This is a genomic window from Planomonospora corallina (assembly GCF_042650625.1).
GTDB classification, from domain to species: domain Bacteria; phylum Actinomycetota; class Actinomycetes; order Streptosporangiales; family Streptosporangiaceae; genus Planomonospora_B; species Planomonospora_B corallina.
The window spans coordinates 266,278-292,810 of sequence record NZ_JBHSBM010000013.1 but is presented as its reverse complement, the minus strand read 5'-3'; the positions used below and the strand labels follow the sequence as shown (position 1 = coordinate 292,810).

The 26,533-nt window shown below is 74.4% G+C and carries 24 protein-coding genes; 10 read left to right on the top strand and 14 right to left on the bottom strand.

Going from position 1 to position 26,533, the window contains the following annotated elements:
• The first annotated feature begins 73 nt into the window (after window positions 1-73).
• On the top strand, window positions 74-433 hold the full coding sequence (locus ACFOWE_RS10655) for a barstar family protein (RefSeq protein ID WP_377287060.1): 360 nt from the start codon (window positions 74-76) through the stop codon (window positions 431-433).
• Here ACFOWE_RS10655 and ACFOWE_RS10650 read toward each other — a convergent pair.
• A complete protein-coding gene (locus ACFOWE_RS10650) occupies window positions 343-684 on the bottom strand; it encodes a hypothetical protein (protein ID WP_377287059.1) in 342 nt (113 codons plus the stop codon). The two genes, ACFOWE_RS10655 and ACFOWE_RS10650, sit on opposite strands and share 91 nt — an antisense overlap.
• A 177-nt stretch (window positions 685-861) precedes the next feature.
• Between ACFOWE_RS10650 and ACFOWE_RS10645 the strand changes: the two genes are divergently transcribed.
• The gene (locus ACFOWE_RS10645) at window positions 862-3,129 is read left to right on the top strand and encodes a sensor histidine kinase (RefSeq protein WP_377287058.1); all 2,268 of its coding nucleotides are present in this window, start codon (window positions 862-864) and stop codon (window positions 3,127-3,129) included.
• Complete coding sequence (locus ACFOWE_RS10640) at window positions 3,126-3,476, top strand: DUF742 domain-containing protein (RefSeq protein WP_377287057.1); 351 nt, start codon at window positions 3,126-3,128, stop codon at window positions 3,474-3,476. The genes ACFOWE_RS10645 and ACFOWE_RS10640 overlap by 4 nt, the downstream gene beginning before the upstream one ends.
• Window positions 3,477-3,623: 147 nt before the next feature.
• Here ACFOWE_RS10640 and ACFOWE_RS10635 read toward each other — a convergent pair whose 3' ends face one another.
• Window positions 3,624-4,115 (bottom strand): GNAT family N-acetyltransferase, encoded by a 492-nt coding sequence (locus tag ACFOWE_RS10635; RefSeq protein ID WP_377287056.1) that lies wholly within the window; start codon window positions 4,113-4,115, stop codon window positions 3,624-3,626.
• Between the two features lie 125 nt (window positions 4,116-4,240).
• Here ACFOWE_RS10635 and ACFOWE_RS10630 point away from each other — a divergent pair, with 125 nt between their 5' ends.
• Window positions 4,241-4,885 (top strand): GNAT family N-acetyltransferase, encoded by a 645-nt coding sequence (locus ACFOWE_RS10630; protein WP_377287055.1) that lies wholly within the window; start codon window positions 4,241-4,243, stop codon window positions 4,883-4,885.
• Here ACFOWE_RS10630 and ACFOWE_RS10625 read toward each other — a convergent pair.
• From ACFOWE_RS10625 to ACFOWE_RS10605, 5 genes are all read right to left on the bottom strand, one after another.
• A complete protein-coding gene (locus ACFOWE_RS10625) occupies window positions 4,830-5,504 on the bottom strand; it encodes an NUDIX domain-containing protein (protein ID WP_377287054.1) in 675 nt (224 codons plus the stop codon). The genes ACFOWE_RS10630 and ACFOWE_RS10625 overlap by 56 nt on opposite strands.
• Before the next feature lie 87 nt (window positions 5,505-5,591).
• A complete protein-coding gene (locus ACFOWE_RS10620) occupies window positions 5,592-6,164 on the bottom strand; it encodes a putative glycolipid-binding domain-containing protein (RefSeq protein ID WP_377287053.1) in 573 nt (190 codons plus the stop codon).
• 146 nt (window positions 6,165-6,310) lie between these two features.
• A complete protein-coding gene (locus ACFOWE_RS10615; protein ID WP_377287052.1) occupies window positions 6,311-7,168 on the bottom strand; it encodes a CPBP family intramembrane glutamic endopeptidase in 858 nt (285 codons plus the stop codon).
• 118 nt (window positions 7,169-7,286) lie between these two features.
• Window positions 7,287-8,375, bottom strand: a complete 1,089-nt coding sequence (locus tag ACFOWE_RS10610; protein ID WP_377287051.1) for a glycoside hydrolase family 16 protein — start codon at window positions 8,373-8,375, stop codon at window positions 7,287-7,289.
• Between the two features lie 339 nt (window positions 8,376-8,714).
• On the bottom strand, window positions 8,715-9,284 hold the full coding sequence (locus ACFOWE_RS10605) for a PadR family transcriptional regulator (RefSeq protein WP_377287050.1): 570 nt from the start codon (window positions 9,282-9,284) through the stop codon (window positions 8,715-8,717).
• Window positions 9,285-9,336: 52 nt separating this feature from the next.
• On the opposite strand from ACFOWE_RS10605, the gene ACFOWE_RS10600 reads away from it, so the two are divergent.
• Window positions 9,337-10,518, top strand: coding sequence for an FAD-dependent oxidoreductase (locus ACFOWE_RS10600; RefSeq protein ID WP_377287049.1), 1,182 nt, complete (start codon window positions 9,337-9,339; stop codon window positions 10,516-10,518).
• Window positions 10,519-10,694: 176 nt separating this feature from the next.
• Here ACFOWE_RS10600 and ACFOWE_RS10595 read toward each other — a convergent pair whose 3' ends face one another.
• Window positions 10,695-11,075: a MerR family transcriptional regulator gene (locus ACFOWE_RS10595; protein ID WP_377287048.1), complete on the bottom strand. Its 381-nt coding sequence runs from the start codon at window positions 11,073-11,075 to the stop codon at window positions 10,695-10,697.
• 63 nt (window positions 11,076-11,138) lie between these two features.
• On the opposite strand from ACFOWE_RS10595, the gene ACFOWE_RS10590 reads away from it, so the two are divergent.
• Complete coding sequence (locus tag ACFOWE_RS10590; protein ID WP_377287047.1) at window positions 11,139-12,614, top strand: MFS transporter; 1,476 nt, start codon at window positions 11,139-11,141, stop codon at window positions 12,612-12,614.
• Here ACFOWE_RS10590 and ACFOWE_RS10585 read toward each other — a convergent pair.
• Window positions 12,601-15,132 carry an FtsX-like permease family protein gene (locus ACFOWE_RS10585; protein WP_377287046.1) on the bottom strand — a complete coding sequence of 844 codons (2,532 nt, stop codon included), beginning with the start codon at window positions 15,130-15,132 and terminating at the stop codon, window positions 12,601-12,603. The genes ACFOWE_RS10590 and ACFOWE_RS10585 overlap by 14 nt on opposite strands.
• A gap of 5 nt (window positions 15,133-15,137) precedes the next feature.
• Window positions 15,138-15,920, bottom strand: coding sequence for an ABC transporter ATP-binding protein (locus ACFOWE_RS10580; protein WP_377287045.1), 783 nt, complete (start codon window positions 15,918-15,920; stop codon window positions 15,138-15,140).
• A 497-nt stretch (window positions 15,921-16,417) separates the two neighbouring features.
• On the opposite strand from ACFOWE_RS10580, the gene ACFOWE_RS10575 reads away from it, so the two are divergent.
• Complete coding sequence (locus tag ACFOWE_RS10575) at window positions 16,418-16,630, top strand: cation transporter (protein WP_377287044.1); 213 nt, start codon at window positions 16,418-16,420, stop codon at window positions 16,628-16,630.
• Between the two features lie 171 nt (window positions 16,631-16,801).
• Here the strand turns inward: ACFOWE_RS10575 and ACFOWE_RS10570 are convergent, their stop codons facing one another.
• The 4 genes from ACFOWE_RS10570 to ACFOWE_RS10555 are packed head-to-tail and all read right to left on the bottom strand — an operon-like array spanning window position 16,802 to window position 21,139.
• The gene (locus tag ACFOWE_RS10570; RefSeq protein WP_377287043.1) at window positions 16,802-19,798 is read right to left on the bottom strand and encodes an AfsR/SARP family transcriptional regulator; all 2,997 of its coding nucleotides are present in this window, start codon (window positions 19,796-19,798) and stop codon (window positions 16,802-16,804) included.
• A 54-nt stretch (window positions 19,799-19,852) separates the two neighbouring features.
• A complete protein-coding gene (locus tag ACFOWE_RS10565) occupies window positions 19,853-20,746 on the bottom strand; it encodes an NAD(P)-binding domain-containing protein (RefSeq protein ID WP_377287042.1) in 894 nt (297 codons plus the stop codon).
• A gap of 60 nt (window positions 20,747-20,806) precedes the next feature.
• Window positions 20,807-20,935 (bottom strand): FAD-dependent oxidoreductase, encoded by a 129-nt coding sequence (locus ACFOWE_RS10560; protein ID WP_377287040.1) that lies wholly within the window; start codon window positions 20,933-20,935, stop codon window positions 20,807-20,809.
• Window positions 20,936-20,941: 6 nt separating this feature from the next.
• On the bottom strand, window positions 20,942-21,139 hold the full coding sequence (locus tag ACFOWE_RS10555; protein WP_377287039.1) for a heavy-metal-associated domain-containing protein: 198 nt from the start codon (window positions 21,137-21,139) through the stop codon (window positions 20,942-20,944).
• A gap of 202 nt (window positions 21,140-21,341) precedes the next feature.
• On the opposite strand from ACFOWE_RS10555, the gene ACFOWE_RS10550 reads away from it, so the two are divergent.
• The 3 genes from ACFOWE_RS10550 to ACFOWE_RS10540 all read left to right on the top strand — a co-directional run bounded on the left by ACFOWE_RS10550 (window position 21,342) and on the right by ACFOWE_RS10540 (window position 26,533).
• Window positions 21,342-24,614 (top strand): heavy metal translocating P-type ATPase, encoded by a 3,273-nt coding sequence (locus ACFOWE_RS10550; protein WP_377287037.1) that lies wholly within the window; start codon window positions 21,342-21,344, stop codon window positions 24,612-24,614.
• Between the two features lie 267 nt (window positions 24,615-24,881).
• Window positions 24,882-25,874 (top strand): NAD(P)-dependent alcohol dehydrogenase, encoded by a 993-nt coding sequence (locus tag ACFOWE_RS10545; protein WP_377287036.1) that lies wholly within the window; start codon window positions 24,882-24,884, stop codon window positions 25,872-25,874.
• Between the two features lie 155 nt (window positions 25,875-26,029).
• A complete protein-coding gene (locus ACFOWE_RS10540) occupies window positions 26,030-26,533 on the top strand; it encodes a GNAT family N-acetyltransferase (RefSeq protein WP_377287034.1) in 504 nt (167 codons plus the stop codon).

Sequence of the window (26,533 nt, the reverse complement as noted above, 5' to 3'; positions counted from 1 at the left end):
CGCCCGCTGTTTCCGCTGCGGGCGAGCGGGTAGCTACCCCCGGGTGAGATTTCGGGCTGCGGAGGTGACCTCGTTGTCGAAGGGAACGTTCGAGGAGGGCCCTGAGGAGGCCTTCCGGGAGAGGATCGCCGCCGCCACGCTCCACCGGCTGGACGGCTCGGAGATCACGACCTCGGCCGACGCCATGACGGCGATCGCCGAGGCGCTGTCGTTCCCCGAAACCTTCGGCAACAACCTCGACGCGCTCTACGACCACCTGACCGACCTGTCCTGGCTGGCGCCGGGCGAGCACGCGCTCGTGTGGTCGAAGACCTCGTCGCTGCGCGACTGCGACCGGCCGGCCTACGACGCGATCCGGACCGTGCTCTCCGAGGCCGTCGCCGACGGCACGCCGGAGAAGGCCTTCCTCTCGGTCTTCCTCCTGACCGACTGAGCGGTCGCGGCGCAGTGGGCGCAGAAGGCGCCCCGCCGCCCCTCGGCGCAGGTGCACGACCACCGCAGGTCGTCGGCGTCCCGGAGGAACTCCACGCACGCGGCGCCGTCGTCCACCTCGGCGGTCACCCGGAGCGGGCCGAAGCGCACCAGCTGCACCGCCCCCGCCTGTTCCAGCTCGTCGCCTCTGACCAGCGCCGCCCGGTCGGCGCCTTCCAGGCGTACCCCGAGCAGTTCCGCCATCTCCATCATGGCTGCCTCCCTGCGATCCTCAGAAAAAGACGTGCCCCGAGGGCCCGGGGTTCCGCCTCACCCCAGGGCGAGGCAAACGTTTCCCTCGAATCGTTCCAGAGGAAGGCAATCCGTCTCCCTGGTCGGGAGTGCCCTGCGTTGCTAAAGTTTCGGGACTGTTAACCACGCATATCCGCAATGCGAGGTATTGTGACCGGCCGCAGACGTTCGATCAAGGTCAAGATCTTCATCCTCCTCCTGATACCGCTCGTCTCCCTCGTGGCCATCTGGGGATACGCGGCGACGATCGTCCTCCGAAGCGGTCACGACCTTCTCATCATCAGCACCGTCCACGAGCACGTGACCGTCCCCACCCGCGCGCTCGCCAGCGCCCTCCAGCGCGAGCGGCAGCTCTCCCTGGCCTTCCTCGGCGACCGCACGGCCTCGGACTCCGCCCTGAACAGCCAGCGGCTCAAGACCGACGCCTCCCGGACGGAGCTCGAACGGCTCACCCAGGAGGCCAAGGAGGACATCCCCGCCCCCCTGTGGGAGCGGATCGTGCGGCTCCTGGCCGCGGCGGACCGGCTCACCGAGGCCCGCAGCGAGGTGAACGGCCGCACCAGTGACCGGTTGCAGACCCTCGACGCCTACAGCGCCGTCATCGAGACGGCCAACGAGGTCTTCGAGAAGCTCCGGACCTCCGCCGACATCGACCTGATCGACCAGGTGCGGGCCACCGCCATGGTCGGGCGCAGCCGCGAGATGATGAGCCGGCAGGCCGCCCTGATCGCCGGGGTCGACGCCGCCGGCGTCATCACCTCGCGGGAGCGCGCGCGCTTCGCCGAACTGGCCACCAGCCGCGAGTTGCTCTTCGTCATCGGCACCAAGCAGCTCGACGACGAGCTCCGGGCGCACTACACCCGCATGGCGGGCTCCGCCGCCTACGCCGAGTTCGAGCGGATCGAGGAGGCCTTCAGCAACGCGACGCGGCCCGACCCCTCCTGGGTGACGGCCTCCGTCACGCTGACGGAGACCTTCGACCGCACCGCCGGCGGCGTCGCCCAGGCCATCGCCGACCGCAGCGGGCCCATGGCCACCGGCATCCTGATCCAGATCGGCATCGCCGGCGGGCTCGGCCTCGTCGCGGTCACGGCCTCCATCTTCATCTCGGTCCGCTTCGGCCGCCGGATCGGCGTCGAACTCGTCGGCCTCCAGCACGCCGCCCTCGACCTCGCCGACCGGCGCCTGCCCGACGTGGTCGCGCGGCTGCGCAAGGGCGAGGACGTCTGCCCGGTCTCCGAGACCCCCGAGCTGCACTACGGCACCACCGCCGAGATCGTGCGCGTCGGAGAGGCGTTCTCCTCGGTCCAGCGCACGGCCGTCCAGGCGGCCGTCGGCCAGGCCGAGCTGCGCAAGGGCGTGGGCAAGGTCTTCGTCAACCTGGCGAGGCGGAACCAGTCGCTGCTGCACCGGCAGCTCGCCATGCTGGAGGCGATGGAACGGCGGGCCACCGACCCGGAGACGCTCGAGGACCTGTTCGCCCTCGACCACCTCACCACCCGCATGCGCCGCCACGCCGAGGGCCTGATCATCCTGTCGGGCTCGGTGCCCGGCCGGGGCTGGCGCAGGCCGGTGGCGATCTACGACGTGGTCCGCGCCGCCGTCGAGGAGGTGGAGGACTACCGCCGCGTCACCGTCGAGGTGCCGCACGGCCCGGCGCTCGCCGGCGCGGTCGTCACCGACGTCGTCCACCTGGTCGCCGAGCTGGTGGAGAACGCGACCATCTTCTCCCCGCCGAACACCGTGGTGCGCGTGCACGGCGAACCGGCCGCCCGGGGTTACGCGATCGAGGTGGAGGACCGCGGCCTGGGCATGAAGCCGGCCGAGATGGCCGAGCTCAACGCACGGCTGGCCGAGCCCCCGGAGTTCGACCTGGCCGACAGCGACCGGCTCGGCCTGTTCGTCGTCGGCATGCTGGCCGCCCGCCACGGCATCCGCGTCTCCCTCCGGCCGTCCCCGTTCGGCGGCACCAGCGCGATCGTGCTCATCCCCGACGCGCTGGTGACCGAGATGCCGCTCCCGGCCGCCGACCACCCGGCCGGAACCGGGCCGGTCGCCGCCGCCGAGACGCGGGAGACCCCCCCGGCCCCGGTCTCCGAGCAGCGGCTCGCCCCCGTCGCGGAGAGCGCCGCGCTCACGGCGGGCCGCACCGCCGGAACCAGCGGGACCACGGGGATCAGCGGGACCACCGGGAGCGGTCTGCCCAGGCGGGTCCGGCGTGCCGTACCCGGTCAGGCTCCGCCGCAGGCCGCCGCACCGGACTCCCCGCCCCTGCGGGTACGGCAGGCGGACGACGGCGGGGCGGACGGGCCCGGTGGATCCGGTGCGCCCGCTGAGCCGAGCAGTGTCCTGACGTCGTTCCGGGCGGGGTGGCTCCGCGCGGAGGAGGAGGGCGATGGGCGATGACAGAGCGCTGGCTCGATCAGGACGCCGGACCGATCGTCCGCCCCTACACCGTCACCCGGGGACGGACCCGTCCCACGGGGGCCGGCTTCGACCTGATCGCCACGGTCGTGGCGGTCAGGCCCCCGGCGGAGAACCTGTCCCCGGAGCACCGGCGGGTCCTGGCCGCCTGCCGGCACCCGATCTCGGTGGCCGAGCTGGCCTCGGAGACCGAACTGGCCGTCGGCGTGATCGGGGTGCTCCTGGGCGACCTGCGGGACGCTGGGCTGGTGACCGTACGGACGTCTCCCGGCTCGGTGGTCAAGGAGAGCCTGCTCCGCGACGTCCTCGCCGGGCTGCGAGCCCTCTGAGGACCGCCTGAGGGACCACCCACCTGAGGAGGACATCCCAGGACCGCCCGAGGATCATGTGAGGAGCGTCCGAGGTCCCCCCGAGGCGGCTCCTCCGGTGAGCCCTCTCCCGGCCCCCTCGCGGGCCTCTGCGCGCCCGCGGAGACGTCAGTCCGTGGCCAGCCGGGCGTGGCGCTCCACGTCGAAGCGCTCGTCCCCGTACTTGAGCTTGGCCCGCTCGACCCCCTCCGGCGCGAACCCCGCCCTGACCGCCACCGCGCAGGAGGCCGGGTTGTTCAGCCGGTGCCCCAGCTCGAGGCGGAACAGCCCCCGCTCCCGGAACGCCCACTCGGCCAGCTTGATCGTCGCCGCGGCCGCGACGCCCCGGCCCCGGGCGTGCGGTGAGGTCCAGTAGGAGACCCATCCCGTGTCATGGGAGTCGATGTTGCTCACCGCGACGTTCCCGACGACCTCGCCGTTCACCGTGACGGCGAAGGCCCGCGCGTCGTCCCGGAACCCCCAGTAGGCCATCCACTCCAGCGCCGCCTCCGGCGTGTCGATCGGCCGGGCGGCCTGCCGCGCCATGTCGGGGGAGGAGAACGCGGCGAGCACCGCGGACACGTCGCCGGGGCCCCAGCCCCGCAGCTCCACCTCGATCATGAGAAGTCCGTCCGACCGATGACAGGGACGATCCGCGTTCCCGGCCAGCCTATCCGGTCCCGTCGTCCAGCAGACCCTAAGCCACAGATCTTGTGAGAGCGCTCTCCGCACGGCACCATGGCCCCATGACGACCACCCGCCCGCACATCCGCCCCTACCGTCCCGGAGACCGCGCCGCGCTCGGCGACGTCTGCGTCCGCACCGCCCACGAGGGCGGGGACTCCCGGCACATCTACCCCGACCTGGAGCTGATGCCCAGCATCTTCGCCACCCCCTACGCCGAACTGGAGCCGGATCTGGCCTTCGTGCTCGACGACGGCGAGCGCGCGGTCGGCTACGTCCTCGGCACCGCCGACACCGCCGCCTTCGTGCGGAACTACCGGGAGCACTGGCTGCCCCGGCTGAGAGAGCGCTTCCCCGCCCTGGACGGGCCGCCCGCCACCCCCAACGAGGAGATGATCGACCTCATGTACCGGCCGGAGCGCATGATCCTCCCCGAACTGGCCGGCTACCCGGCCCACCTCCACATCGACCTGCTCCCCTCCCACCAGGGCCAGGGTCACGGCCGGGCGCTCATGCACACCTTCCTCGACGCGCTGCACGCCAAGGGCGTGGCCGCCGTCCACCTCGGCATGGTCACCGCCAACACCGCGGCCCGCGCCTTCTACGACCGGCTCGGCTTCCACGAGATCCAGGTCGCCGACCCGGGTCCGGTCACCTACCTCGGCCGGCGAACGGACCGGACAGCGCCGCCCACTGCAGGAGCATGATGCTCTTGGCGTCGGCGATCTCCCCCGAGGCGACCATCTCCAGCGCCTCGGCGAAGGGCAGCTCGACCACCTCGATGTCCTCGCCCTCCCCGGCCAGCCCGCCGCCCTCACCGGCCCTGCGGTCCGCCCGGTACGGCGCGGCGAAGAAGTGCACCCGCTCGGTCACCGACCCCGGGCTCATGTAGACGTCGAAGACGTGCCGGACCTCACCGATCTCGTATCCGGTCTCCTCGGCGGCCTCCCGCCGGATCGCGGTCTCCGGATCGTCGTCGTCGAGCAGGCCCGCCGCCGTCTCCAGCAGCATCCCGTCGGGGTGCCCGTTGGCGTAGACCGGGTAGCGGAACTGCCGGGTCAGCAGGACCGTCCCGCGCCCGGCGTCGTAGAGCAGGACGGTGGCGCCGTTGCCCCGGTCGTAGGTCTCGCGCTCCTCGACGCTCCAGGTGCCGTCCGCCCGCAGGTAGTCGAAGGTCGTCCTGCGCAGCACGTACCAGCTCGACGCCAGGAGCTCCACCTCCCGCACCCGCACCCGGGGGTTGCCGGTCAGGTCCAGCCCCGCCCGGTCCAGCCCGGTGCGGCCCCTGCGGTCGGGGACGTCGATCCCCGGCACCCCGTCCGACACGCGCTCTCCTCTCCGGTCACCGCGTCCAGAGCGTACACTCCGCCGTCGCGGGGGCCGGGAGGCGCCGTCGCGGGGCCGCGTCCCGGGTCAGCGGACCGCCAGTCTCGCCAGGCCCGGATAGTCGGTGACGACGCCGTCGCCGTCGTAGATCAGGTCGGCGCTGAAGCCCTCGCTCTCGTAGCGCACCGAGTCCGGGCCGAGATGGGTGTAGCTCTGCGGATGGTGGACCACGTGCAGGTGGGGCACCTGGACCAGGGCCATGACGAAGCCCATCCGGCCCTGGCTCTTCAGCAGGCCGTGACGGAGCACCGGCATGGTGTTGGTCAGCGGCGAGAGCGCCAGATCGCAGTCGAGGGCGTCGTTGAGCCCGGCCATGTCCCCGCCCGGCTCCGGTCCCGCGAGCTCACCCTCGCACTTGGTCTCGCAGGACCAGATGCCGTCGGTGCCGCGCCGCAGGTCGAGCGCGCGCGCCCAACCGGCCCCGTGCGCCCGCACGGTCAGCAGTTCGGTCACGTAGTCGGCCGAGGTGCGCAGGGAGTACTCCAGGCGGTAGGGCACCGGGTCCGTCCCGATCGCCACGCCGACCGCTTTCAACCCCGACGAGAAGTCCGCCTCGGCGTACTCGGCCCCCTCGTCCTTCATCCACACGAGCCCGCGCATCGCGCTCTCCTTCCAGCGAACCCTTCACGGTCCACCGTGCCCCGGAGAATCCCCGCGAACCACGCACCGTCACGCCCGGCCGCCCGGCGGGGACGGCCGCAGGTCTCCCGTACGGCGCCTGCCGTGCGGGAGACCTGCGGCCCGCGTCAGATCCCGGAATGGGCCAGCGGGCGCTCCTCGGCGGGCGCGGGCTCCATCGAGGCCGCGGGACGGGCGCGCCAGTCGAGGGGCGTACGGCGGTGCCGCCGGCGCAGGAAGAGCACCCCGGCGGCGGCCAGGGTCGCGGCCAGGCAGAACAGCTCGACGGCGGCGAGCCCCTCCCCCGCCGTGATCAGCCGCTCGTTCAGCACGCCGTACCCGGCGTGGAAGCCGATGGCCAGCCAGAGCTCGCCGGTGACGATCCGGCAGGCCGCGAGCGCGAAGCCGAACGCGACCGCCTGCAGCACGTGGAACGGCTTCTCCGCCGCCGAGCCGGTCGCACCGGACGAGATGAGGTGCAGCGCGCCGAACAGGACCGAGGTGATCACGACCGTCGCCCCCAGCGGCAGCGACAGGCGCAGGTGCCGGAAGAGATAGCCCCGGAACCACAGCTCCTCCGGTACGGCCTGCACCAGCAGGACCGAGGGGATGATGACCGTCAGCCAGGCGGGCACGTTCGCCAGTGAGGCGTCCGGGTCCCACTCGGCCGCGCCGGAGAGCACGCAGACGACGTCGGCCACGACGACCACGGCGAACCCCGCGGCCGCACCGCGCAGCATCCTGACCGCCGACCCGCGGGAGACGTTCAGCCCCAGCGCGGACCAGGAGTCGCCCTCCACGACGCGCTGCACGCACCAGGCCAGGCCGACCGCGCAGGCGGTCACCCCGGCCCCGGCGACCAGGTAGAAGACCTCCGTGGACATGCCGGGGATCAGTGACACGAACAGGACCGTGAAGACGGAGGCGAAGAGACCGGCCACGGCCAGGGCGGAACGCCAGACGGGTTCGAGACGATCGGAGCGCATGGGCCAAAGCTAGGAACGGCGGGCGCGCGCACGCAGGAGGCGTGGGCATTCCACACCATGGCTTGGAGCATGTCTGGCACTGTCCGTACCCGGCCATGGGCGTCTCCTGGGTTTCCCCTCACCTTCTCACCCGGACGTAGTCCACGGTCAGGGTGCTGTCCAGCTTCGCGGCCGGGGTCCCCACCCGGGAGCCGACGGCGATGTTCAGGATCACCTCGGCGGGCGAACCCGACGGCACGCGGTACGGCAGGACCCGCATGAGCCTGCCGTCGAGATAGAACCACACCCGGCCGGACGGCCCCGTGGTCCATCTGACCTTGTACACGTGCCACCGGGTGGCGTCGATCCCGTACTCGCCCCCGGCGCCGGAGCCCGCGCCGTCGGTGTGCACGTGGTACTGGGGGTTCCAGCGCCTCCCGGTGAAGCCGTTCTCCATCAGGTCGATCTCGCCGTAGTACGGCGTCCTGGCCGCGGGCCGGCCGAGCAGCCAGATCGCCGGCCACGCGCCGGCCTGCCAGCGGGACATCTTCGCCCTGACCTCCAGGGTCCCGCCCTTCCACGCGGAGGTGGAGACGAGCCGTGCCGAGGTGTAGGAGCGCGCGACGCCGTCCGTCCCGACGTGCTTCTCGCTCCGAGCGGTGATCACGAGATGGCCGGCGCCGTCGAGTCGCGCGTTCCGGCCTTTCCCGGTGTAGCACTGGTCCTCGGCCCCGTGCCCCCACATGCACCCTGTCTCCTGCTTCCACTTCGAGGCGCCGGGCCCCCGCCCGGCGGGCCCGGTGAACTCGTCCCTGAAGACGTAGGGCCCGGCCCGCCCCGGCGGCCGCTCCGAGGCGGACGGGCCCGCCGGTGCCGCCGGATCGGCCGGGTCCGCCTGCACGGCCGCGGACTCCCCCGCAAGTGCGGTCGCGGGCTCCCCGGGGAACACGGCCGCGGATCCCTCCGGGAACACGGCCGCGGATCCCTCCGGGGAGAAAGGCGCGAGGGCGCCCGTCCCGTCCCCGAGGACCGGCTCGAGGGCGGATCCGAGGGCGGGTCCCGGGACGGACGCGGTCACGTCCGCGGAGATCTCCGGGAGCGGCGGGAGCGGCGGCGGGCTCACCGCCGTCCCGCCCGCGGGCGGCCCGGCCGCCAGGGCGAGCGCCGCGGCGAGCCCCGTGACCGCGGCCCGCTCCGCCGCCCTCCTCAGCGGGCGGGCCGTCGCCACGGTTCCTCCCCCCGGAGGGCCCCGGCCCTCCGGCAGCCGGGCAGGACCGGCTGCCGTCGCGGGAGGCGGCGCGGCCGGAGCCACCCGCCCTTCTCCTCAGCCTGCTCCCGGTTCACGGGCACCCCGTTCGTCACGCAATACCGTCAGGGGCAGTTATGTCACTCTTAGTAGTGACCCAAACACAAAAATCATCTACATCCGGACATCGAGAGAAGTGGTCGATCCACGCGGCGTGACGACCCGTCGCGGACGGCGACCGGGCGGCGACCGGGGGCGGCTGCCGCGGACGGCGATCGGGGGCGGCTGCCCGGGGCGACGGCGGAGGGGGCGGGCCGCTCCCTACAGGTGGCGGTCCCACGAGAGCGCGCCCGTCCGCAGGTCCGCGGCGAGACCCCGGACGTAGTCCAGTTCGGCGCGGAGCACCGCCCGCTGGTACTCGGACTCCACCAGGAAGACCCGGGGCAGGAACGCCCCACCCTCGGCCAGCTCCGCCTCCAGCCCGGCCAGGCGCTCCTCCAGAGCGGTCAGACGCCCCTCCAGCGCGGCGCGGACCTCCTCCACCGGCAGCACGGGGAGGAAGGCGAGCGCGGCGGGGAACTCGGGGAACTCCCGGGCCGGCGCGGAGAGCATCGTCCGCATCCAGTCCCGCAGCGTCTGGCGCCCGGCGCCGGTGAGCTCGTAGACGGTCCGCTCCGGGCGATTCTCCTCCCGCGCGGTCCCCCGGACCGCGATGAGCCCGTCCCGGAGCAGCCGGTCGATCGTCTGGTAGACGCTGTTGCGCTGCGCGACGTTGACCACGTCGTCCTTGCGCCGCTCCTTGATCAGCTGCTGCATCCGGTACGCGTGCATGGGCTCCTCGCCGACCAGGGAGAGCAGCGCCATGGCCAGGGGGGACCGCCTCGTGGACATGGCGCCATCGTAGGACCGTTCCCTTGATAGTCATTTTATGTATAGTCATTACATGACTAAGAGAGCTCTGATCATCGGCGGGGGCATCGCCGGCCCGGTGACGGCCATGGCCCTGCAGCGGGCCGGCGTCGACGGCGAGGTGTTCGAGGCCTACGACCGCGGCGCCGAGGGGGTGGGCGCCTTCCTCACCCTCGCGGTCAACGGGCTGGAGGCGCTGCGCCCGCTCGGCCTGCACGACCTCGTCGCGGACCTGGGCGTGGACACCCCGCACATGCGGATCACCAACGCGCGCGGCAGGCAGTTGGCCGTCCTCCATCAGCCCAGCCGGACGCTGAAGCGCGCCGACCTCTACCGCGCCCTGCGCGACGAGGCCGTACGGCGCGGCGTCCGGATCCACTACGGCAGGCGTCTCACCGACGCCTCGGCCACCCCGGACGGGGTGCGGGCGGTCTTCGCCGACGGGAACGCCGCCGAGGGCGACCTCCTCGTCGGGGCCGACGGGCTGCGCTCGCGCACCCGCACGATCATCGACCCTCGGGCGCCGCGCGCCCGGCACGTCGGACTGCTGAACACGGGCGGTTTCGCCCACGGCGTCGACGTACCGGGCGAGCCGGGGACCAACCACTTCGTCTTCGGCCGCCGGTGCTTCTTCGGCTACCTGGTCCACCCGAGCGGAGAGGTGTGGTGGTTCGCCAACCCGCCGAGCCCCGGGGAACCGAGTCCCGAGGAACTGGCCGCGATCGCCCCGGAGCGGTGGCGGGCCGGGCTGGTGGAGCTGTTCGCCGGCGACACCGGTCCGATGCTCGACATCATCGGCGCGACCGAGCACATCCTGCCGCCCTGGAACACCTACGACTTCCCGACCGTGCCGACGTGGTCCAACGGGCGCATGGTGATCGTGGGCGACGCCGCGCACGCGACCTCCCCCTCGGCGGGCCAGGGCGCCTCGATGGCGATCGAGGACGCGGTGGTGCTGGCCAGGTGCCTGCGCGACCTGCCGGACACCCGCGACGCGTTCGCCGCCTTCGAGCGGCTCCGGCGCGGCCGGGTGGAGCGGGTCGTGGCCCAGGGCAGGCGGAACGGGAGCGGCAAGGCGCCGGGAGCCGCCGGCGCCTTCGTCCGCGACCTCGTGCTGCCGGTGGCCATGCGGCACCTGGCCCGCCGGAACTCGCTGGCCTGGATGTACGACCACCGGATCGCCTGGGAGGAGCCGGTGTCCCCGGCGTCCCGCTGAGCCCGGGCCCCGCGTCCCGCCTCCCCGTTGACACCACTCCGCCTGTAGTACTACGTTCACAACCACTACAAGCAAAGTACTTAGAGCGGAGTGAAGTATGCGAAAGCTGGTCTACTACATCGGCGTCAGCCTCGACGGCTACATCGCCGGGCCCGGAGGCGGCCCCGGCCGTCGCCCTACCCCCGCCCCTGACCGGCCGAGAGCCGGCGGACCGCGTCGAGATAGCCGCTGACCGCGTCCCGGTTCCTGGCCAGGCAGCGGATGCGCGCGTCCAGCCGGTCGCGGTGGCGCTCCAGGGCCGCGACGAGCTCAGGATCGGGGTCGGCGACGTGGATCGCGCCGGGGTCCTCCAGACAGGGCAGGACCTGCTTGATGATCCTGGTGGGCAGGCCGGCGTCGATCAGGCCGCGGATCTGCACGACCCGGTCGACGAGGCACTCGGCGTAGTCGCGGTAGCCGTTCGCCGCCCGGCCGGGGTCGAGCAACCCCTGCTCCTCGTAGTAGCGCAGCAGCCGCGTGGGCACGCCCGTGCGCGCGGCCAGTTCCCCGATCCTCACGGCGACTCCTCTCCCGGCAGGGGCTTCCCCTTCTCATTAATGTGAATGTACAAGCATGTTCCCATGCCCACCGGAGCCATGACAGCGGCGCCGGCCACCGCACACGGGCACGGCACCCTCGCCGTGGTCTCGGTGGCCCAGTTCCTCATCGCCCTCGACTACTCGATCATCTACATCGCCCTGCCCAGCATCGCCGCCGACCTGGGCCTCGACCCCGCGCTCGCCCAGTGGGTGGTCAGCGCCTACGGGGTCCTCTTCGCGGGTTTCCTCGTCCTCGGAGGCCGGCTGGCGGACCGGCTCGGCGCCCGGCGCCTGTTCGTCCTGGCGGTCACCGCCTTCGGCCTCGCCGGCGTGGCGGGCGGCGCGGCGGGGGACGGCGCGCTGCTCCTGGCCGCCCGCGCCGGGCAGGGACTCGGGGCGGCCCTGCTGCAGCCCGCCGTCCTCGCCCTCATCGGGACGACCTTCCCCGCGGGCCCGGAACGCGGCCGGGCACTGGCGGTCTGGGGCTCGGTCGGGGCCTCCGGCCTCGCCGCGGGCGCCGTCCTCGGCGGCCTGCTCACCACCGCGTCCTGGAGGCTCACGTTCTTCGTCAACGCCCCCGTCGTGCTCCTGTGCGTGCTGGGCGCCGTGCTCTGGGCCGCCCCGGCCCGCGACCACGCCCCGGGCGGCCGCGTCCCGGTGACCGCCGCGGCCCTCGGCACGGGCGCCGTGCTCACCCTGGTCCTCGGGCTGACCCTCGCCGCCGACCACGGCTGGGGATCCCCGGCGACCCTCGGCGCCCTCGCCCTCGCCCTGGCCCTGCTCACCGGCTTCATCCGCAACGAGCGTGCCACGCACGACGGTCCGGCCGAGCGGACCCCGGACGAGCACACCTCACGCGACGTCCCGGACGGGCGCACCCCCCGCGGCGTCCTGATCGAACCCGTCCTGCGGCGCATCCCCTCGCTGCGCATCGGAGCGGCGGCCACCGCGCTCTACATGGCGAGCGTGGGATCGGAGTTCTACCTGCTCACCCTCCTGCTCCAGACCGCAGAGGGCCACACCCCGCTCCAGGCGGGACTGGCCTTCCTCCCGCTGGCCCTCATGGTGACCGCCGGCAACACGGCGGCGGGCCGTGCCGTACGGCGGGCCCGCCCGGCCGCCGTGCTCCTCTGCGGGTTCGCCGCGGCGGCCGCGGGCCTGCTCTGGATCGCCCTCTCCCTGCACGGCGGCTCCTACGCCGCCGACCTGCTCCCGGGGATCCTGCTGAGCGGCTTCGGCCACGGGGTGATCTACTCGGCGATGTTCATCCTCGGCACCCGGGACGTGCCCGCCGCGCACCAGGGCACGGCGGGAGCCCTGCTGACCACCTCCCAGTACCTGGCGGGCGCGCTCACCCTCGCCGTCCTGACCCTCGTCCTCGGCCCGTCCCCGGGCCACGCGGAGTTCCGCGCCGCCTTCCTCGTCACCGCCACCGCGGCGGGCGCGGGTCTCCTGCTCGCCGTGACCCGGCCCTCCTCACCGGAGGTGGCGGAAGGGGACACGGTCAGGACCGGGTGATCGCGGCCAGCACGTCGAGCCCGGCGGCCCGCCGGGCAGGCAGCGCCCCCGCCGCCAGTCCGGCGAGAGCGGCCACGGCGACGACGAGCAGGAGCCGGCCGGCCGGGATCGTCAGGGTCGCCTGGGTGGCGCTGCCCAGGGTGGACACCGTGCCCGCGGCGAAGGCGACGCCCAGGGCGAGACCGAGGACGATCGCCAGGGCCGCCACGAGGACCGCCTCGCCCCGGATCATCCAGCGCAGCTGCGCACCGGTCATGCCGACCGCCCGCAGCAGCCCGATCTCACGGGTCCGCTCGAGGATGGACAGGACGAGGGTGTTGGTGATGCCCAGCAGCGCGATGAGGACGGCGAGCATGAGCAGCGCGGTCACCAGCCCGAGGACCTGGTCGATCGTGAGGCTCCGCGCGGCGGCGGCACTCGCCTGGTCGCGCACCTTCGCGGTCGGCTCGTCGGCGAGGGCGGCGGTGATCGCCTTCTCCGCGGCGTCGTCGCCCACCCCGTCGGCGACCTTCACCAGCACGGCGGCGTCGACGTCCTCCCGGTAGTTACGGGAGAAGGTGTCCAGCGAGATGACGTAGCCGGTCGACAGGGCCTGGGCGTCGCGGTCCCGCAGGATGCCGGCCACCGTCAGCCGCTGCGTGCCGGTGCGGGAGAACGTCATCTCCAGGGTGTCGCCGACCCGCAGCCCCCGCTCCCGGGCGATGTTCTCGGCCAGGACGACCCCACCGCCGGAGACGGCCTCCAGACTGCCCTCGACGAGGTGCAGTGCGGTGACGCGGGACAGGGTCCCGGGGTCGACGGCGGTGAGGGCCTCGGTCCGCTCTCCGTCCTTCCAGTGGCCGTACCGGATGCGGGAGGCCACCGCGACCTGCGGCAGTTCGCTCACGTGGTGGTGGACGTGGTGGGACAGACCGCCGAGCATCTCGTTGCGCGCGCTCTCCACGACGAAGTCGGCCGTGATCGTCTCGGTGTACGAGCGCTGCATCGATTCCTTGATCGACGTTCCCAGCACGGTCATGAAGCTGATCAGCGCCAGGCCGAGGGCCAGAGCCAGCGCGGTCGCGGCCGTACGGCGCGGCGCCCGCGCGGCGGACTCGCGAGCCAGCCGGCCGGAGACGCCTGCCGCGTCCAGCGGGCGCCCGATGGTCCGGGACAGAGCCGGGGTGACCACCGGCCCGAGCAGGGCCAGCCCCACGACGGCGCTCACCGCCGCGGCGGCCAGCACCGCCACCGAGCCGTTCCCGATCAGGGAGGCGGCCAGACCGGCGATGCCGAGCCCGGCCGCGAGCCCACCGGTGACGGTGCGGCCCCGGCCGGCGCCGGTCTCGGCCGCGGAGCGGCGCATGGCCTCCACCGGCGCGACCGCGGCGGCGCGGCGGGCCGGGCCGAGCGCGGACAGCACCGTGACGCCGAGGCCGATCACGAAGGCGACGGCCAGGGTCCTGGGTGCGACGACGAGCCCGCCGTCCGGCAGGGTCATGCCGAAGGCTCCGGCCAGGCCGCGCAGCCCGGTGGCGCCGGCGACGCCGAGCCCGATCCCCCCGGCGGTGGCCGTGACCCCGACCAGGAACGCCTCCCCGAGCACCGAGGCGAGGACCTGCGCGCCGGTGGCCCCGGCCGCGCGCAGTACGGCGAGCTCCCCGGCCCGCTGGGTGATGACGATCGAGAACGTGTTGGCGATGAGGAACGCGCCGACGAGCAGGGCCGCCGCCGCGAGCGCCAGCAGCATCAGCTGCAGGGAGGCGACCTGCGTCTTCGCGGCGGCCGCGCTGGAGGCCGCGAGGTCCCGGCCGGCGGTCACCTCGTACTCCGGTCCGGCGGCGGTCGCGACCGCGTCGCGCAGCCGCCGGACGCCGGCCCCGTCGGCCGCGACGACGTCGATCTCCGACACGCCGCCGCCGAGACCGAGCAGACGCTGCGCGACGGGCAGGCCGACCAGGGCGACGGTGCTGTTCGGCAGCCCGGGCTCGGCACCGAACCCGGCCAGCCCGACCACGCGCAGCACTGCCGTCTCGTCCGCCCGCACGGTGACCCGGGAGCCCAGGCCGACGCCGTGCAGGGCGGCGGTCGCGGCGTCGACGACGACCTCGTCGTCCGCCACCGGCGCGCGGCCGGTCCGCAGCGTGAACGCGCCGACGGGGGCGGGCTCCCACGACATCAGCAGCGACGGGCCCGCGGGCACGATCGCCTTCCCGTCCGCGCTGAGCACGCCCTGGCCGCGGACGACGGGCACGGCGGCGGCGACGCCGGGCACCGCGCGGACCCGGTCCACGAGCGTGGCGGGCAGTGGGTCCCGCTCGACCTCGACGCCCATCGCCGAATCGAAGGCGGCCGCGTCGCGGACGGCCAGGTCCACCCCGGCGGTGGCCGTGCGGAACTGCTCGTCGAGCAGCCGCCGGGAGGTGTCGGTGAGCACCAGGCTGCCGGTCACGAACGTGACCCCGAGGAGGACGGCGAGCAGCGTGAGCGCGAGCCGGCCGCGGTGGGCCAGCGTGTTGCGGAGGACCAGACGCCACATCGTGATCACTTCCCCTTCCGGGTCGCGGGGGCGGTGATGTCCGCCATGCGGGACAGGACGGCCGGAACGTCCGGGTCGGGCAGTTCACCGGCGACGCGGCCGTCGGCGAGGAAGACCACCCGGTCGGCGTAGGCCGCGGCGCCGGCGTCGTGGGTGACCATGACGATCGTCTGGCCGAGCCCGTGGGCGGCGTGGCGCAGGAAGCCGAGCAGGGCCTCCCCCGCGCGGGAGTCGAGGTTGCCGGTGGGTTCGTCGGCGAAGACGATCTGCGGCCGGGTGGCCAGGGCGCGGGCCACCGCCACCCGCTGCTGCTGGCCGCCGGAAAGTTCTCCGGGGCGGTGGCGCAGCCGGTCGGCCAGCCCGAGCATGGCGACGAGCTCGCCGATCCAGGCCCGGTCGGCCCGCCGGCCGGCGAGGGCGGCCGGCAGGGCGATGTTCTCCTCGGCGGTCAGCGTCGGCACCAGGTTGAAGCCCTGGAAGACGAACCCCACCCGCTCACGGCGGAGCAGCGTGCGCTGCCGCTCGCTGAGCCGGCCCAGGTCCGTGTCCCCGATCAGCACCTGCCCGCCGTCCACCGTGTCGAGGCCGGCGAGGGCGTGCATGAGCGTGGACTTGCCGGATCCGGACGGTCCCATGACGGCGGTGAACCGCCCGGCCGGGATCGAGAGGGTGGCGCCGTCGAGGGCCCGCACGGCGGTGTCGCCGCGGCCGTAGACCTTCACCACGTCGCGCGCCTCGGCGGCGGCGGTCGTCTGCGCCGCCCGCGTGGCGGCGGTGTCGATGCTCATGACTGGCTCCTGTTCGGGGAGAGGAAGGCCGGGAGGCGGGCGGCCCGGCGCGGGCCGGGGGCCGACCGGCGGGCCCGGGGCGGCAGACCGCGCAGAAGACGCCGGTGCTCGGCTTCGCGCAGCAGATCGGCATGCGCCAGCAGAGCCGTCCTGAGGGAAAGTGCGGGGTGCACGGTGACCTCCCGGGTGTGTTTCTCGGTGACGGGAGGATCGTCGCGATCCGTGCTGTCCCCGGGCTGGCCGTCCGCTGGCCGTCCGCCGCGCTCACCGCCGAGGGCGGACAGCGGACGGACAGCCGGTCGCCAGCGCGGCCCGGCAGGCTGCCCGCCATGGCAGACGAACCACGCGAAGAGGCCCAGAAGGCCGGCGAGATCAGAAAGGCCGGAAATCCCGGGAAGGCCGGCGACAGGGGTGACGCCGGGGATGCCGGAACCCTCGGGAACACCGGAGACACCGGAGACACCGGAGACACCGGAGACACTGAGGACACGGTGACCGTGACCGTTCCGATCATGCTGTGCCGGCGGTGCGTCCGCCTGGTCAGCCGGCATGTGCGGGACGTGCCGGGCGTGGTGTCGTTCGAGATCGACGCCGCCCGGGGTCTCCTGCGGGCACGCGGCGGTGTGGACGCCGGGCGCCTGGTGGAGGCGCTGCGGACGGCGGGCTTCCGGGACGTCCGCTGCGGGCACCGGGACGACGTGCCCGCCTGATCCGGGCCCCTGACCCCGGGCCCGTCTCATCCAGACCGCTCCCGGTCCCTACGTCCCGGTCCGCCTGATCCGGGCCCGTCTGACTCAGGCCGCGCCCGATCCGGATGTCCCGGGTCGCGGGTGGCCCGGTCACCGCGGGCTCCGGCGGGGCTCCGGGGCGGCCGGTCCGCGTCAGGCGGAGGAGGCGAGGACCGCGGCCGCTCGCCGGGCCCGCTCCGCCTCGTCCGGCAGGCCGGCGGCCTCGGCGCACTCCGCGGTCAGCGACCAGAGACGGGCCCTGGCCCAGGGGAACTCCCGCTCCTCCAGCAGCGCCAGCGCCTCCCGGCACCGTTCGAGCGCGGTCCGCACGTCATCGCCCGCCAGCGCGGCCCGCGCCCGGCCCCACGCCGCCCATGCCCGGCAGCGCGGGTTGTGCGCGCGGCGCGCGACCTCGTCCGCCTCGGCGAGCAGCGCCGCCACGTCGGCGTGCGGGTCCAGGTCGAGGTGCGCGTGGGCCAGGTGGACGAGCGCGAAGGCCAACCCGTGCGGGGACCTCGGCTCCCGGCCGTCGCCCGCGGCCTCCTCCAGGAAGCCCAGCGCCTGCTCGTGCCGTCCCGCCTCGCGCAGGGCGAGGCCGAGGTGCGCCGCGACCGCGCCGTCCATCATGCTGTCGCCGAAGGACCGTATGAGATCCCGGGTGTGGCGCCACTGCCGGACCGCGGTCCCGAAGTCGCCGAGACGCAGGGTCAGCAGCGCCTCCAGGTAGTAGGTCATCACCTGCCACCAGCCGTCGTCGGTGCCGGCCTCGGCGTCACCCAGATCACGCCGGCTCCGCTCGAGCGAGGCCCGGTGCTCCTCGACGTCGCCGCCGTACTGGCCCGCCCAGGCCACGACGAGCCGGGAGACCGCGGCGTCGCGCACCGCGCCCAGCTCCTCGAAGAGCGCGAGGCTCTCGGCCGCCGCCGCGACCGAGCGCGGCGTCGGGTAGTACACGTGCATGAACCCGATGCCCTGCAGCGCACGGGCCCGCGCGAGGAGGGAGCCGCCGCCGGTCTCCAGCAGCGCGGTCAGCACCCGCGTGCCCTCGTGGCGCAGGCCGTACCCCCAGAAGTCCGTGAGCGCCCCGGCCAGGCGGAAGCCCTTCTCGACGTCCCCGGACTCGATGGAGTGGTCCACGGCGGCCCGGAGGTTGTCGTGCTCCTCCACCAGGCGGGCCCAGGCGCCGCCGTCCCTGCGCACCCGGGGGCCGTGCTCCTCCGCCAGCCGCAGGCAGTGGCCGAGGTGGCGGTCGCGGCACTCGGCGGCCTCGCCGGCCTCCCCCAGCCGGGCCCAGGCGTACTCCCGCACGGTGACGAGCAGGCGGAAGCGCCCGGTCACCGGCTCGGGGACCACGAGGGACCGGTCGACCAGCCGGAACAGCAGGTCGAGCACCTCACCGGAGGTGATGCCGGCGAAGGCGCACACCTCCTCCGCGGCCGCCGGGGTCCAGCCGCCGCGGAAGACCGCCAGGCGGCGCAGCAGCCGGCGCTCGGCCTCCGTCAGCAGGTCGTGGCTCCAGTCGAGGGTGGCGCGCAGCGTGCGATGACGTGCCTCGCCGGTCCGCGGACCCGCCGTGAGCAGCGAGAACCGGTCCCGCAGCCGTGCCTCGATGTCGGCGGGCGCCAGCGCCTTGATCCGGGCCGCGGCCAGTTCGACGGCGAGCGGCACGCCGTCCAGCTGGCGGCAGATGGACGCCACCACCGGCGCCGAGGAGGCGTCGAGGGTGAACGAGGGGCGCACCGCCCGGGCGCGGTCGAGGAAGAGCCGCACCGCCGGTGCGGCGGGGATCGCGTCCACGTCCTCCGTCTCCTCGGGGACGGCGAGCGGGCCGACGGCCACCTGGACCTCGCCCGGGATCGCCAGGGCCTCCCGGCTGGTGGCCAGTACCCGCAGGCCGGGACAGTCCCCGACCAGCCGCTCCACCAGGACGGCGACGTCGTCCACGACGTGCTCGCAGTTGTCCACGACGAGCAGGGTCCCGCCGTGCGCAAGGTGGTCCGCCACGGCGTCGGCCGGATCGGAGCCCGGTGGGGTCATCACGCCCAGTTCGGCCGCGAAGGCGTCGGCGACGTCGGCGCCGGCCTCCAGCGCGGTCAGGCGGATCAGGCGCACGCGGTCGGCGACCGACGCGTCCGCCCGGCGGGCGGTCTCCAGCGCGAGCGTCGTCTTGCCGACTCCGCCGGGTCCGGTCAGTGTCACCACCCGTGCCTCGGCCAGCCGCCGCAGCGCCGTCGACACGTCGTCGTCACGGCCGATCACGGATGTCAGCCGCCGCGGCAGCCGGTCGTCCCGGGCCGCCGCCGGTGCCGAGGCCGTACGTCCCTCAGCCGGAGCCGCGGTGGCCGGCATCGCGGCGGGCGGCACCTGCTGGCGGAGGATCGCCTCGGCGAGCGCCTGCAGCTCCGGGGACGGGTCGATCCCGAGTTCGTCGGCCAGGTGCCGGCGGAGCGCCTGGTAGGCGGCGAGCGCCTCGGCCTGCCGTCCGGCGCGGTAGAGCGCGAGCATCAGCAGCCGGTGCAGCCGCTCGCGCAGCGGATGGTCCGCCACCAGCCGTTCGAGGTCGGCGACGACCTCGTTGTGCCCGCCGGACTCCAGGCGGAGCTCGTCGCGGTGCTCGACCGCGCCCAGCCGCAGTTCCTCCAGGCGGGCGCTCTCCGCCGCGGCCCACTCCGTGCCGCCGGCGTCGGCGAGCGCCGGGCCCCGCCAGAGCCCCAGCGCCTGGTTCAGATGGTCGAGGGCGGAGGCGGTCCGACCGGCCGCCCCCTCCTCGCGGGCCCGGCCCAGCAGGAGCTCGAACCGGCAGGCGTCCACGGCCTCGGCCGGTACGGCGAGCCGGTAGCCGGGAGCCTGCGTGACGAGCACGCCGCCGTCGAGGCCGGCGGAGGCGAGGGCGCGGCGCAGCTTGGACACGCGGATCTGCAGCGCGTTGACGGCGTCGGAGGGCAGGTCCTCCCCCCACAGCGCGTCGGTCAGGCCGTCGACCGAGACGACGCGCCCGGGAGACAGGAGCAGCCGGGCCAGCAGTGCCCGCACCGACGGCGGGAGCGGGGCGGGCGGACGGCCGGGCGCTCGGACCTCCACGGGCCCGAGCACCCCGAAGGTCGCAGCCGTCCCGTTCTGGTCGGCCGATGGGACGGCTGTCTCGCGCATGTCGCTCCTCCTGCCCGGCCACCTGCCCGCGCCGGGCCGACAGCCGGGCCAATATTACGGGGAAACAACCGTTTTGACGGGATTTGTGGTGGCGGTCAGCCGGCGGGCGAGGACGGCCGCGTCCCGGCCGACCCACCCGAGCACCGACGAGCCGCGGTCGCGCTGCCACGGCAGGCCGAGGAAGTGCAGGCCCGGCCAGGCCGTCGTCCCCTCGTCGTGCACGGGGGCGCCGCCGTCGTCCAGCACCGGCACGTGCAGCCAGGGATAGCGCGGGACGAAGCCCGTCGCCCACACCACGGCGTCCGGGCGGTGCCGGGCGCCGTCGGCGTCCACGGCGCGGCCGAACCGGCGCACCCGCCGCATCAGCGCGGACACGTCGGTCCCGATGATCAGTTCCTGCTCCCGGAGCCGGCGCCCCAGGCGCCCGCGGCCCCTGACGTCCATGAAGCCGATCCGGTCGAACCACCAGAACAGGTCGCGCCCCAGCACCCGCTGCGGCAGCGCCCGGCCGACCGCCGAGGCCGCCAGCGAGACCCGTCGCCCGCTCTCGGCCAGCTCCCGGGCGATCTGGACACCGGTGTTGCCCGCGCCGACGACCAGGACGTCGTCTCCGGCGAGCCGGTCCGGGGACCGGTAGCCGGTGCTGTGCGTCTGCACGACGTGCGGCGCCAGTCCGGCGGCGAAGGCGGGCGTCCGCGGGGTGTGGAACGCCCCCGCCGCGACCACCACCTGGGCCGCGCGCAGCGGCCCCGCCGTGGTCTCGACGGCGAACCCCGCCGGCGCCCCCACCGCTGTCTCCACCGGCGCCCCCACCGGCGTCTCCGGGCGGACGGAGGTCACCCGGCAGCCCAGGCGCACCGGGAGGTCGAAGCGCTCCGCGTACGCCTCCAGGTAGGCGGCGACCTCGTCCTTGCCCGGATGGCCGTCCGGGTCGCCGGGGAACGGCATCCCGGGCAGGGCGTCGTACCGGCGCGGGGTGAACAGCGTCAGCGAGTCCCAGCGCCTCCGTCACGCCTCGCCCACCCGGTCGTGGGCATCGATGATCATGAAGCGGTGGCCGGAGCGGCGCAGGTGGTAGCCGAGCGCCAGCCCCGCCTGCCCGCCGCCGATGACCAGGGTGTCGAGTGCGGTCTCCATCGGTGGTCAGACCGTCTCGTATCCGGCCTCGGCGATCGCCTCACGCACGGCCGCGGGGTCGGCCCCACCGGTGACCACGACGGTCTTGGCCGTGAAGTCCACCGAGACCGAGCCGGCCCCCGGGACCTCGCCGACGGACTCGGTGATCGCCTTGACGCAGTGGCCGCAGCTGACGGCGGGGACGGAGAACACGATCTCCTCCATGGTTCGCTCCTTGTCGCGAGAAGGGCCGCCCAGCGCGGCCCGGACAGTGATCAGCCTGCGCCAGGCCGCTGTCCGTCCCCTGTCCCCGCGGTCATCGCACGCCCCGGGCACGGACAGCGGACGGGCAGCGGCGGGAAAGCGGCGGACGGGAGTGTCGCTCCGACGGCCCGCGACCACGTGGGCGCAAGGAGGAGGTGGAGCGATGACGACGGCGACGACCGTCTCCCGCACGCTGGACATCGCCGGCATGACCTGCGCGTCCTGCGTGCGGAGGGTGGAAAGGGCCCTGATCCGGGTCGAGGGCGTCGAGACTGCCGAGGTGAACCTCGCGACCGAGGTCGCGACCGTCACCTGGGACCCCGCCCGGGTCACGGTCGAGGCACTGACCGAGGCGCTGACGGAGGCGGTGAGCAGGGCCGGGTACACCGCCACGCCGCGCGACGGCGGGACGGGCGCGCACCTGGAACCCGGTACCGAGACGGACCGCCCCCGGGCCGAACAGGACCGTTCCGGTGCGGAGCCGGACCGCGAGCTGACCCGGCTCAGGCGGACATGGCAGATCACGCTGGCCGCGGGCCTGTCGATGATGGTGCTGATGTACGTGCCGCTCCCCATCGACGCGATGGACTGGCTGATGCCGCTGCTGCTGGTCGTCGCGACGGTCGTGCAGTTCTGGGCGGGCCGTCCCTTCTACCGCGCGGCCTGGGCCGCCGGCCGGCACGGCGCGGTCAACATGAACACGCTGATCGCCATGGGCACCACGGTGGCGTACGGCTACAGCGCCTTCGTCACCCTCTGGCCCGCCGCGGCGGAGCGGTTCGGACTGCCGCTGCACGTGTACTTCGAGATCTCCGTCGTGGTCATCGCGCTCGTCCTGGCGGGCCGGTGGATGGAGGCCAGGGCGAAGAGGCGGACAGCCTCGGCCGTCGGCGCGCTGATGGGGCTGCGGCCGAAGACGGCCCGCGTCCTGCGGGGCGACGCCGAGGTGGAGGTCCCGGTCGACGAGGTCGCCGTCGGGGACCTCGTCCGGGTACGGCCCGGCGAGAAGGTCCCGGTGGACGGCGTCGTGACCGAGGGCTCCTCGGCGCTCGACGAGAGCATGATCACCGGGGAGAGCATGCCCGTCCGCAAGGGCCCCGGCGACGTGCTCATCGGCTCGACGATCAACCGCACGGGCTCGATGGTCGCGCGGACCACCGCCGTGGGCCGGGACACCACGCTGGCGCAGATCGTCCGGCTGGTCGAGGAGGCGCAGGGGTCCAAGGCCCCCATGCAGCGGCTGGTCGACACGGTCTCCGGATGGTTCGTCCCCGCCGTGATCGTGACCGCGCTGCTCACCTTCGGAACCTGGATGCTCTTCGGCCCCGACCAGGGACGGCTCACGCTGGGCATCGGCACCGCCATCGCCGTACTGATCATCGCCTGCCCCTGCGCGCTCGGCCTGGCCACCCCGACGGCGATCATGGTGGGCACCGGGAAGGCCGCCGAGCTCGGCATCCTCATCTCCGGAGGCGAGGCGCTGGAGCAGGCTCACCGGCTCACCACGGTCGTGCTGGACAAGACCGGCACCCTCACCCGGGGCCGTCCCGGCGTCGTCCACCTCGGCACCGCCGCCGGCGTCGGCGCCGACGAGCTGCTCGCGTACGCCGCGGCGGCGGAGACCGGGTCGGAGCACCCGCTCGGAGAGGCCGTCGTCCGCGAGGCCCGCGAGCGGGGGCTCGCCCTCCCGGCCGCCGAGTCCTTCGAGGCCGTGCCCGGCCACGGCGTGGAGGCCCGGGCGGGCGGCCGGGCCGTGCTGATCGGGAACCCCGCGCTGATGCGCCGGCACGGCATCGGGACCGGCGAACTGGAGCAGGCGGCCGGGGCGGTGGCGGCCGAGGGCGGCACCCCGGTGTACGTCGCGCTCGACGGGCGTCTGGCCGGTGTGATCGGCGTCGCCGACGAGATCAGGCCGGAGTCGCGGGAGGCGGTCGACCGGCTGCGGGCGCTCGGCCTCGACGTGTGGATGCTCACCGGCGACAACCGGGTCACCGCCGAGGTCGTCGCCCGGAAGGTCGGCATCGACCACGTCATCGCGGACGTCCGCCCCGAGGACAAGGCCGCCCGGGTGGCCGCCCTGCGCGAGGGCGGCGCGATCGTCGCCATGGTCGGCGACGGCATCAACGACGCCCCGGCGCTGGCCACGGCCGACCTGGGGATCGCGATCGGCACCGGCACCGACGTCGCCATCGCCGCCTCCGACATCACGCTCGTCGGCGGCGACCTGCGCGGGATCGTCTCGGCCATCGACCTGTCCCGGCGCACGGTCTCCACGATCAAGCAGGGCCTGGCGTGGGCGTTCGCCTACAACGTGCTGCTGATCCCGGTCGCCGCCGGGGTGCTCCACCCGTTCACCGGCGTCCTGCTCGACCCCTCCCTCGCCGCCGCCGCGATGGCGATGAGCTCGGTCAGCGTGATCACCAACGCGCTGCGCCTGCGCGGCTTCCGCGCGGACGAGGCGGCCGGACGGCGCGCCGTGCTCCGCAGGCTCGCCGGCTACGGCTACCTGGCGGGCATCGCCTGCCTCGCGCTGGCCGTCGGCGCGGCGTTCACCGCGCTGAGCCGTACCGAGGCCGCGCAGCGGGGCATGAACGGCGTCCTCGCCTGGGTGCAGAGCACCGGCATGCCGATGCGCCCGGCCATGAGCGTGATGATGGCCGCCGACGCCGGCCCCGTCCCCGCCCATGACGCCGGGGTGGAGGTCACCGTCGACACGCCCGCCGGTGTGGTCCCGGGCCGGGAGACCACCGTGCGCGTCCGCGTCGCGGACGCCTCGACCGGCCGTCCCGTCGAGGACGTGGCCCTCAGCCACGAGGCCTGGATGCACTTCGTCGTCACCCGCGACGACCTGGGCACCTTCGCCCACGTCCACCCGCGGCCCACCGGGCGGCCGGGAGAGTTCACCGTCGCGCTGACCCTCCCCACCGAGGGCCGGTACCTGGTCCACGCCGAGTTCCGGCGGCGCGGGGAGATGGCCGACGTGATCGCCTCCGACGAGATCACGGTCGGCGACCCGGCCGCCGTCGAGCGCGAGACGCCCGCGCCGTCCCCGCGGGAGCAGGTGGCCGGGGGCGTGCGCGTCACGCTCGACGGCGACCCGCGGGCGGGCACCCGCGACCGCCTCACCTTCCGCTTCGCCGACGCGGCCACCGGCAGGCCCCTGGACGACCTGCGGCCCTACCTGGCCGCCGCCGGGCACGTGGTGGTGATGCCGCTGGACGCCTCCGGGTTCGCCCACGAGCACGCGGAGGTCGAGGACGAGCAGGGCCGGCCCGTCTTCGCCCTGCCCGGCCAGACCTTCGGGCCCGAACTCGAGGTGCACGCCGACTTCCCCCGCCCCGGGCTCTACCGGCTCTGGGGGCAGTTCCGCACCGCGGACGGCCGGGTCCTCACCACGGCCTTCACCGTCGAGGCCCGGGAGCCGGCCGGGCGCTGACCCCACCGGCTTCCGGCCCCGGCCGACTCGGCTCCGGCGGCCCGGCCCCGACCGGCCGATGGTCCGCCGAACGGGCGTACTTTCGGCTGATGAGCCCTCCGGCCGGGCTTTCTACGCTGATCCTCGAAGGTCCGGGGACCCCCCGTCGCCACCCGGCCGCCGGCCCCGGGCCGCCGACGCGGGCCGCGGCGTCCGCCCGTGCCCCGGCGGTCTCCGCCGGACCGCACGTGACCGGCGCCCGGGCCCGCGATGGATGAGGAGGATGCGATGAAGATGAGGGCGTTCGTCCTGCGCTCGTACGGCTCGCCCGACGCGCTGGAGCTCACCGAGATCGACAGGCCCGTACCCGGTGACGACGAGGTGCTGGTCCGGGTGCGCGCCACCTCCGTGCAGCCCTACGACTGGCACTTCATGCGGGGCGAGCCGTACGTCGCCCGCCTGATGGGCGGCGGCCCCGGGCTGCGCAGGCCGAAGATCAGGATCCTGGGAGCCGACGTCGCGGGGCAGGTCGAGGCGGTCGGCAGGGACGTGACGGAGTTCCGCCCCGGGGACGAGGTGTTCGCGATGCCCAAGCAGGGCGGCTTCGCCGAGTACGTGTGCGTCCGGGAGAAGGAACTGGCGCCGAAGCCGGAGAGCCTCTCGTTCGAGCAGGCGGCGGCCGTGCCGCTGGCGGCCGGCACCGCCCTGCTGGGCCTGCGCGACGTGGGAGGGATCCAGGCCGGGCAGAAGGTGCTCGTCAACGGGGCCTCGGGGGGCGTGGGCACGTTCGCCGTGCAGCTCGCCAAGGCGTTCGGCGCGGAGGTCACCGGTGTCTGCGGGCCCCGGAACGTCGATCTGGTCCGGTCGATCGGCGCGGACGAGGTCGTCGACTACACGGCCGAGGACTTCACGCGGAGCGGACGGCGCTACGACATCCTGCTGGACAGCGCGGGCAGCCGTCCGGCGTCGGCGTGCCGGCGGGTGCTGACCCGCAGGGGGATCCACGTCCTCGTCGGCGGGCCGCCGGGCCGGTGGCTGCAGCCCGTCGGCCACGTGTTCTCGGCGCTGGCGACCTCGCCGTTCGTGTCCCAGAGGGCGGCCATGGCGGACGTGGTCCGCTGCACGGAGAACAAGCGGAACCTGGTCACGCTGACCGGGCTCATCGAGGGCGGGAAGCTCGCTCCGGTCATCGGCCGCCGCTACCCGTTCGAGGAGATCCCGGCGGCCGTCGGCTACCAGGAGCAGGGGCACGCCACGGGCAAGGTCGTCGTCACGGTCTGAGGCACCGCCACGGTCTGAGGCACCGCCACGGTCTGAGGCACCGCCACGGTCTGAGGCACCGGCCCCGGAGGGAATCCGATGGACCGCCGACGTCGGGTATGTCACCGTATGGCGATGTCCGCGAGCACGAACACCGGCGCCCTCCAGGGAGTGTCATGAGCCCCGACGCCTACGACTCGCTGCCGCGCGTGCGCCGGGCACGGCACGGTGACGCGGAACGCATCGCGGAGGTCTTCCTGGCCGCGCGCGGCCGGATGACCTACCTGCCGCGCCTGCACACCGACGAGGAGACCAGGGAATGGATCTCCGGCGTCGTGGTCCCCCACCACGACGTGTGGGTGGCCGAAGCGGACGGCCGGGTGGCCGGGTTCGCCGCGTTGAACGGCCACTGGCTGGAACACCTGTACGTCGCGCCGGAGGCCCAGGGCCGGGGTCTCGGCACCGCCCTGCTCGCCCAGGTCCGGAAGGCGCGGCCCGACCTGCTCGAGTTGTACGTGTTCCAGCAGAACACCGGCGCCCGCCGCTTCTACGAACGGCACGGCTTCACCCTGGTGGCCCTGGGGGACGGCGGCGACAACGAGGAGAGGCTCCCCGACGCCCTCTACCGCCGGCGAGCCGCCGGACAGGCGGCGGAGCCGGGCTCCTCCGGAGCGATGTAG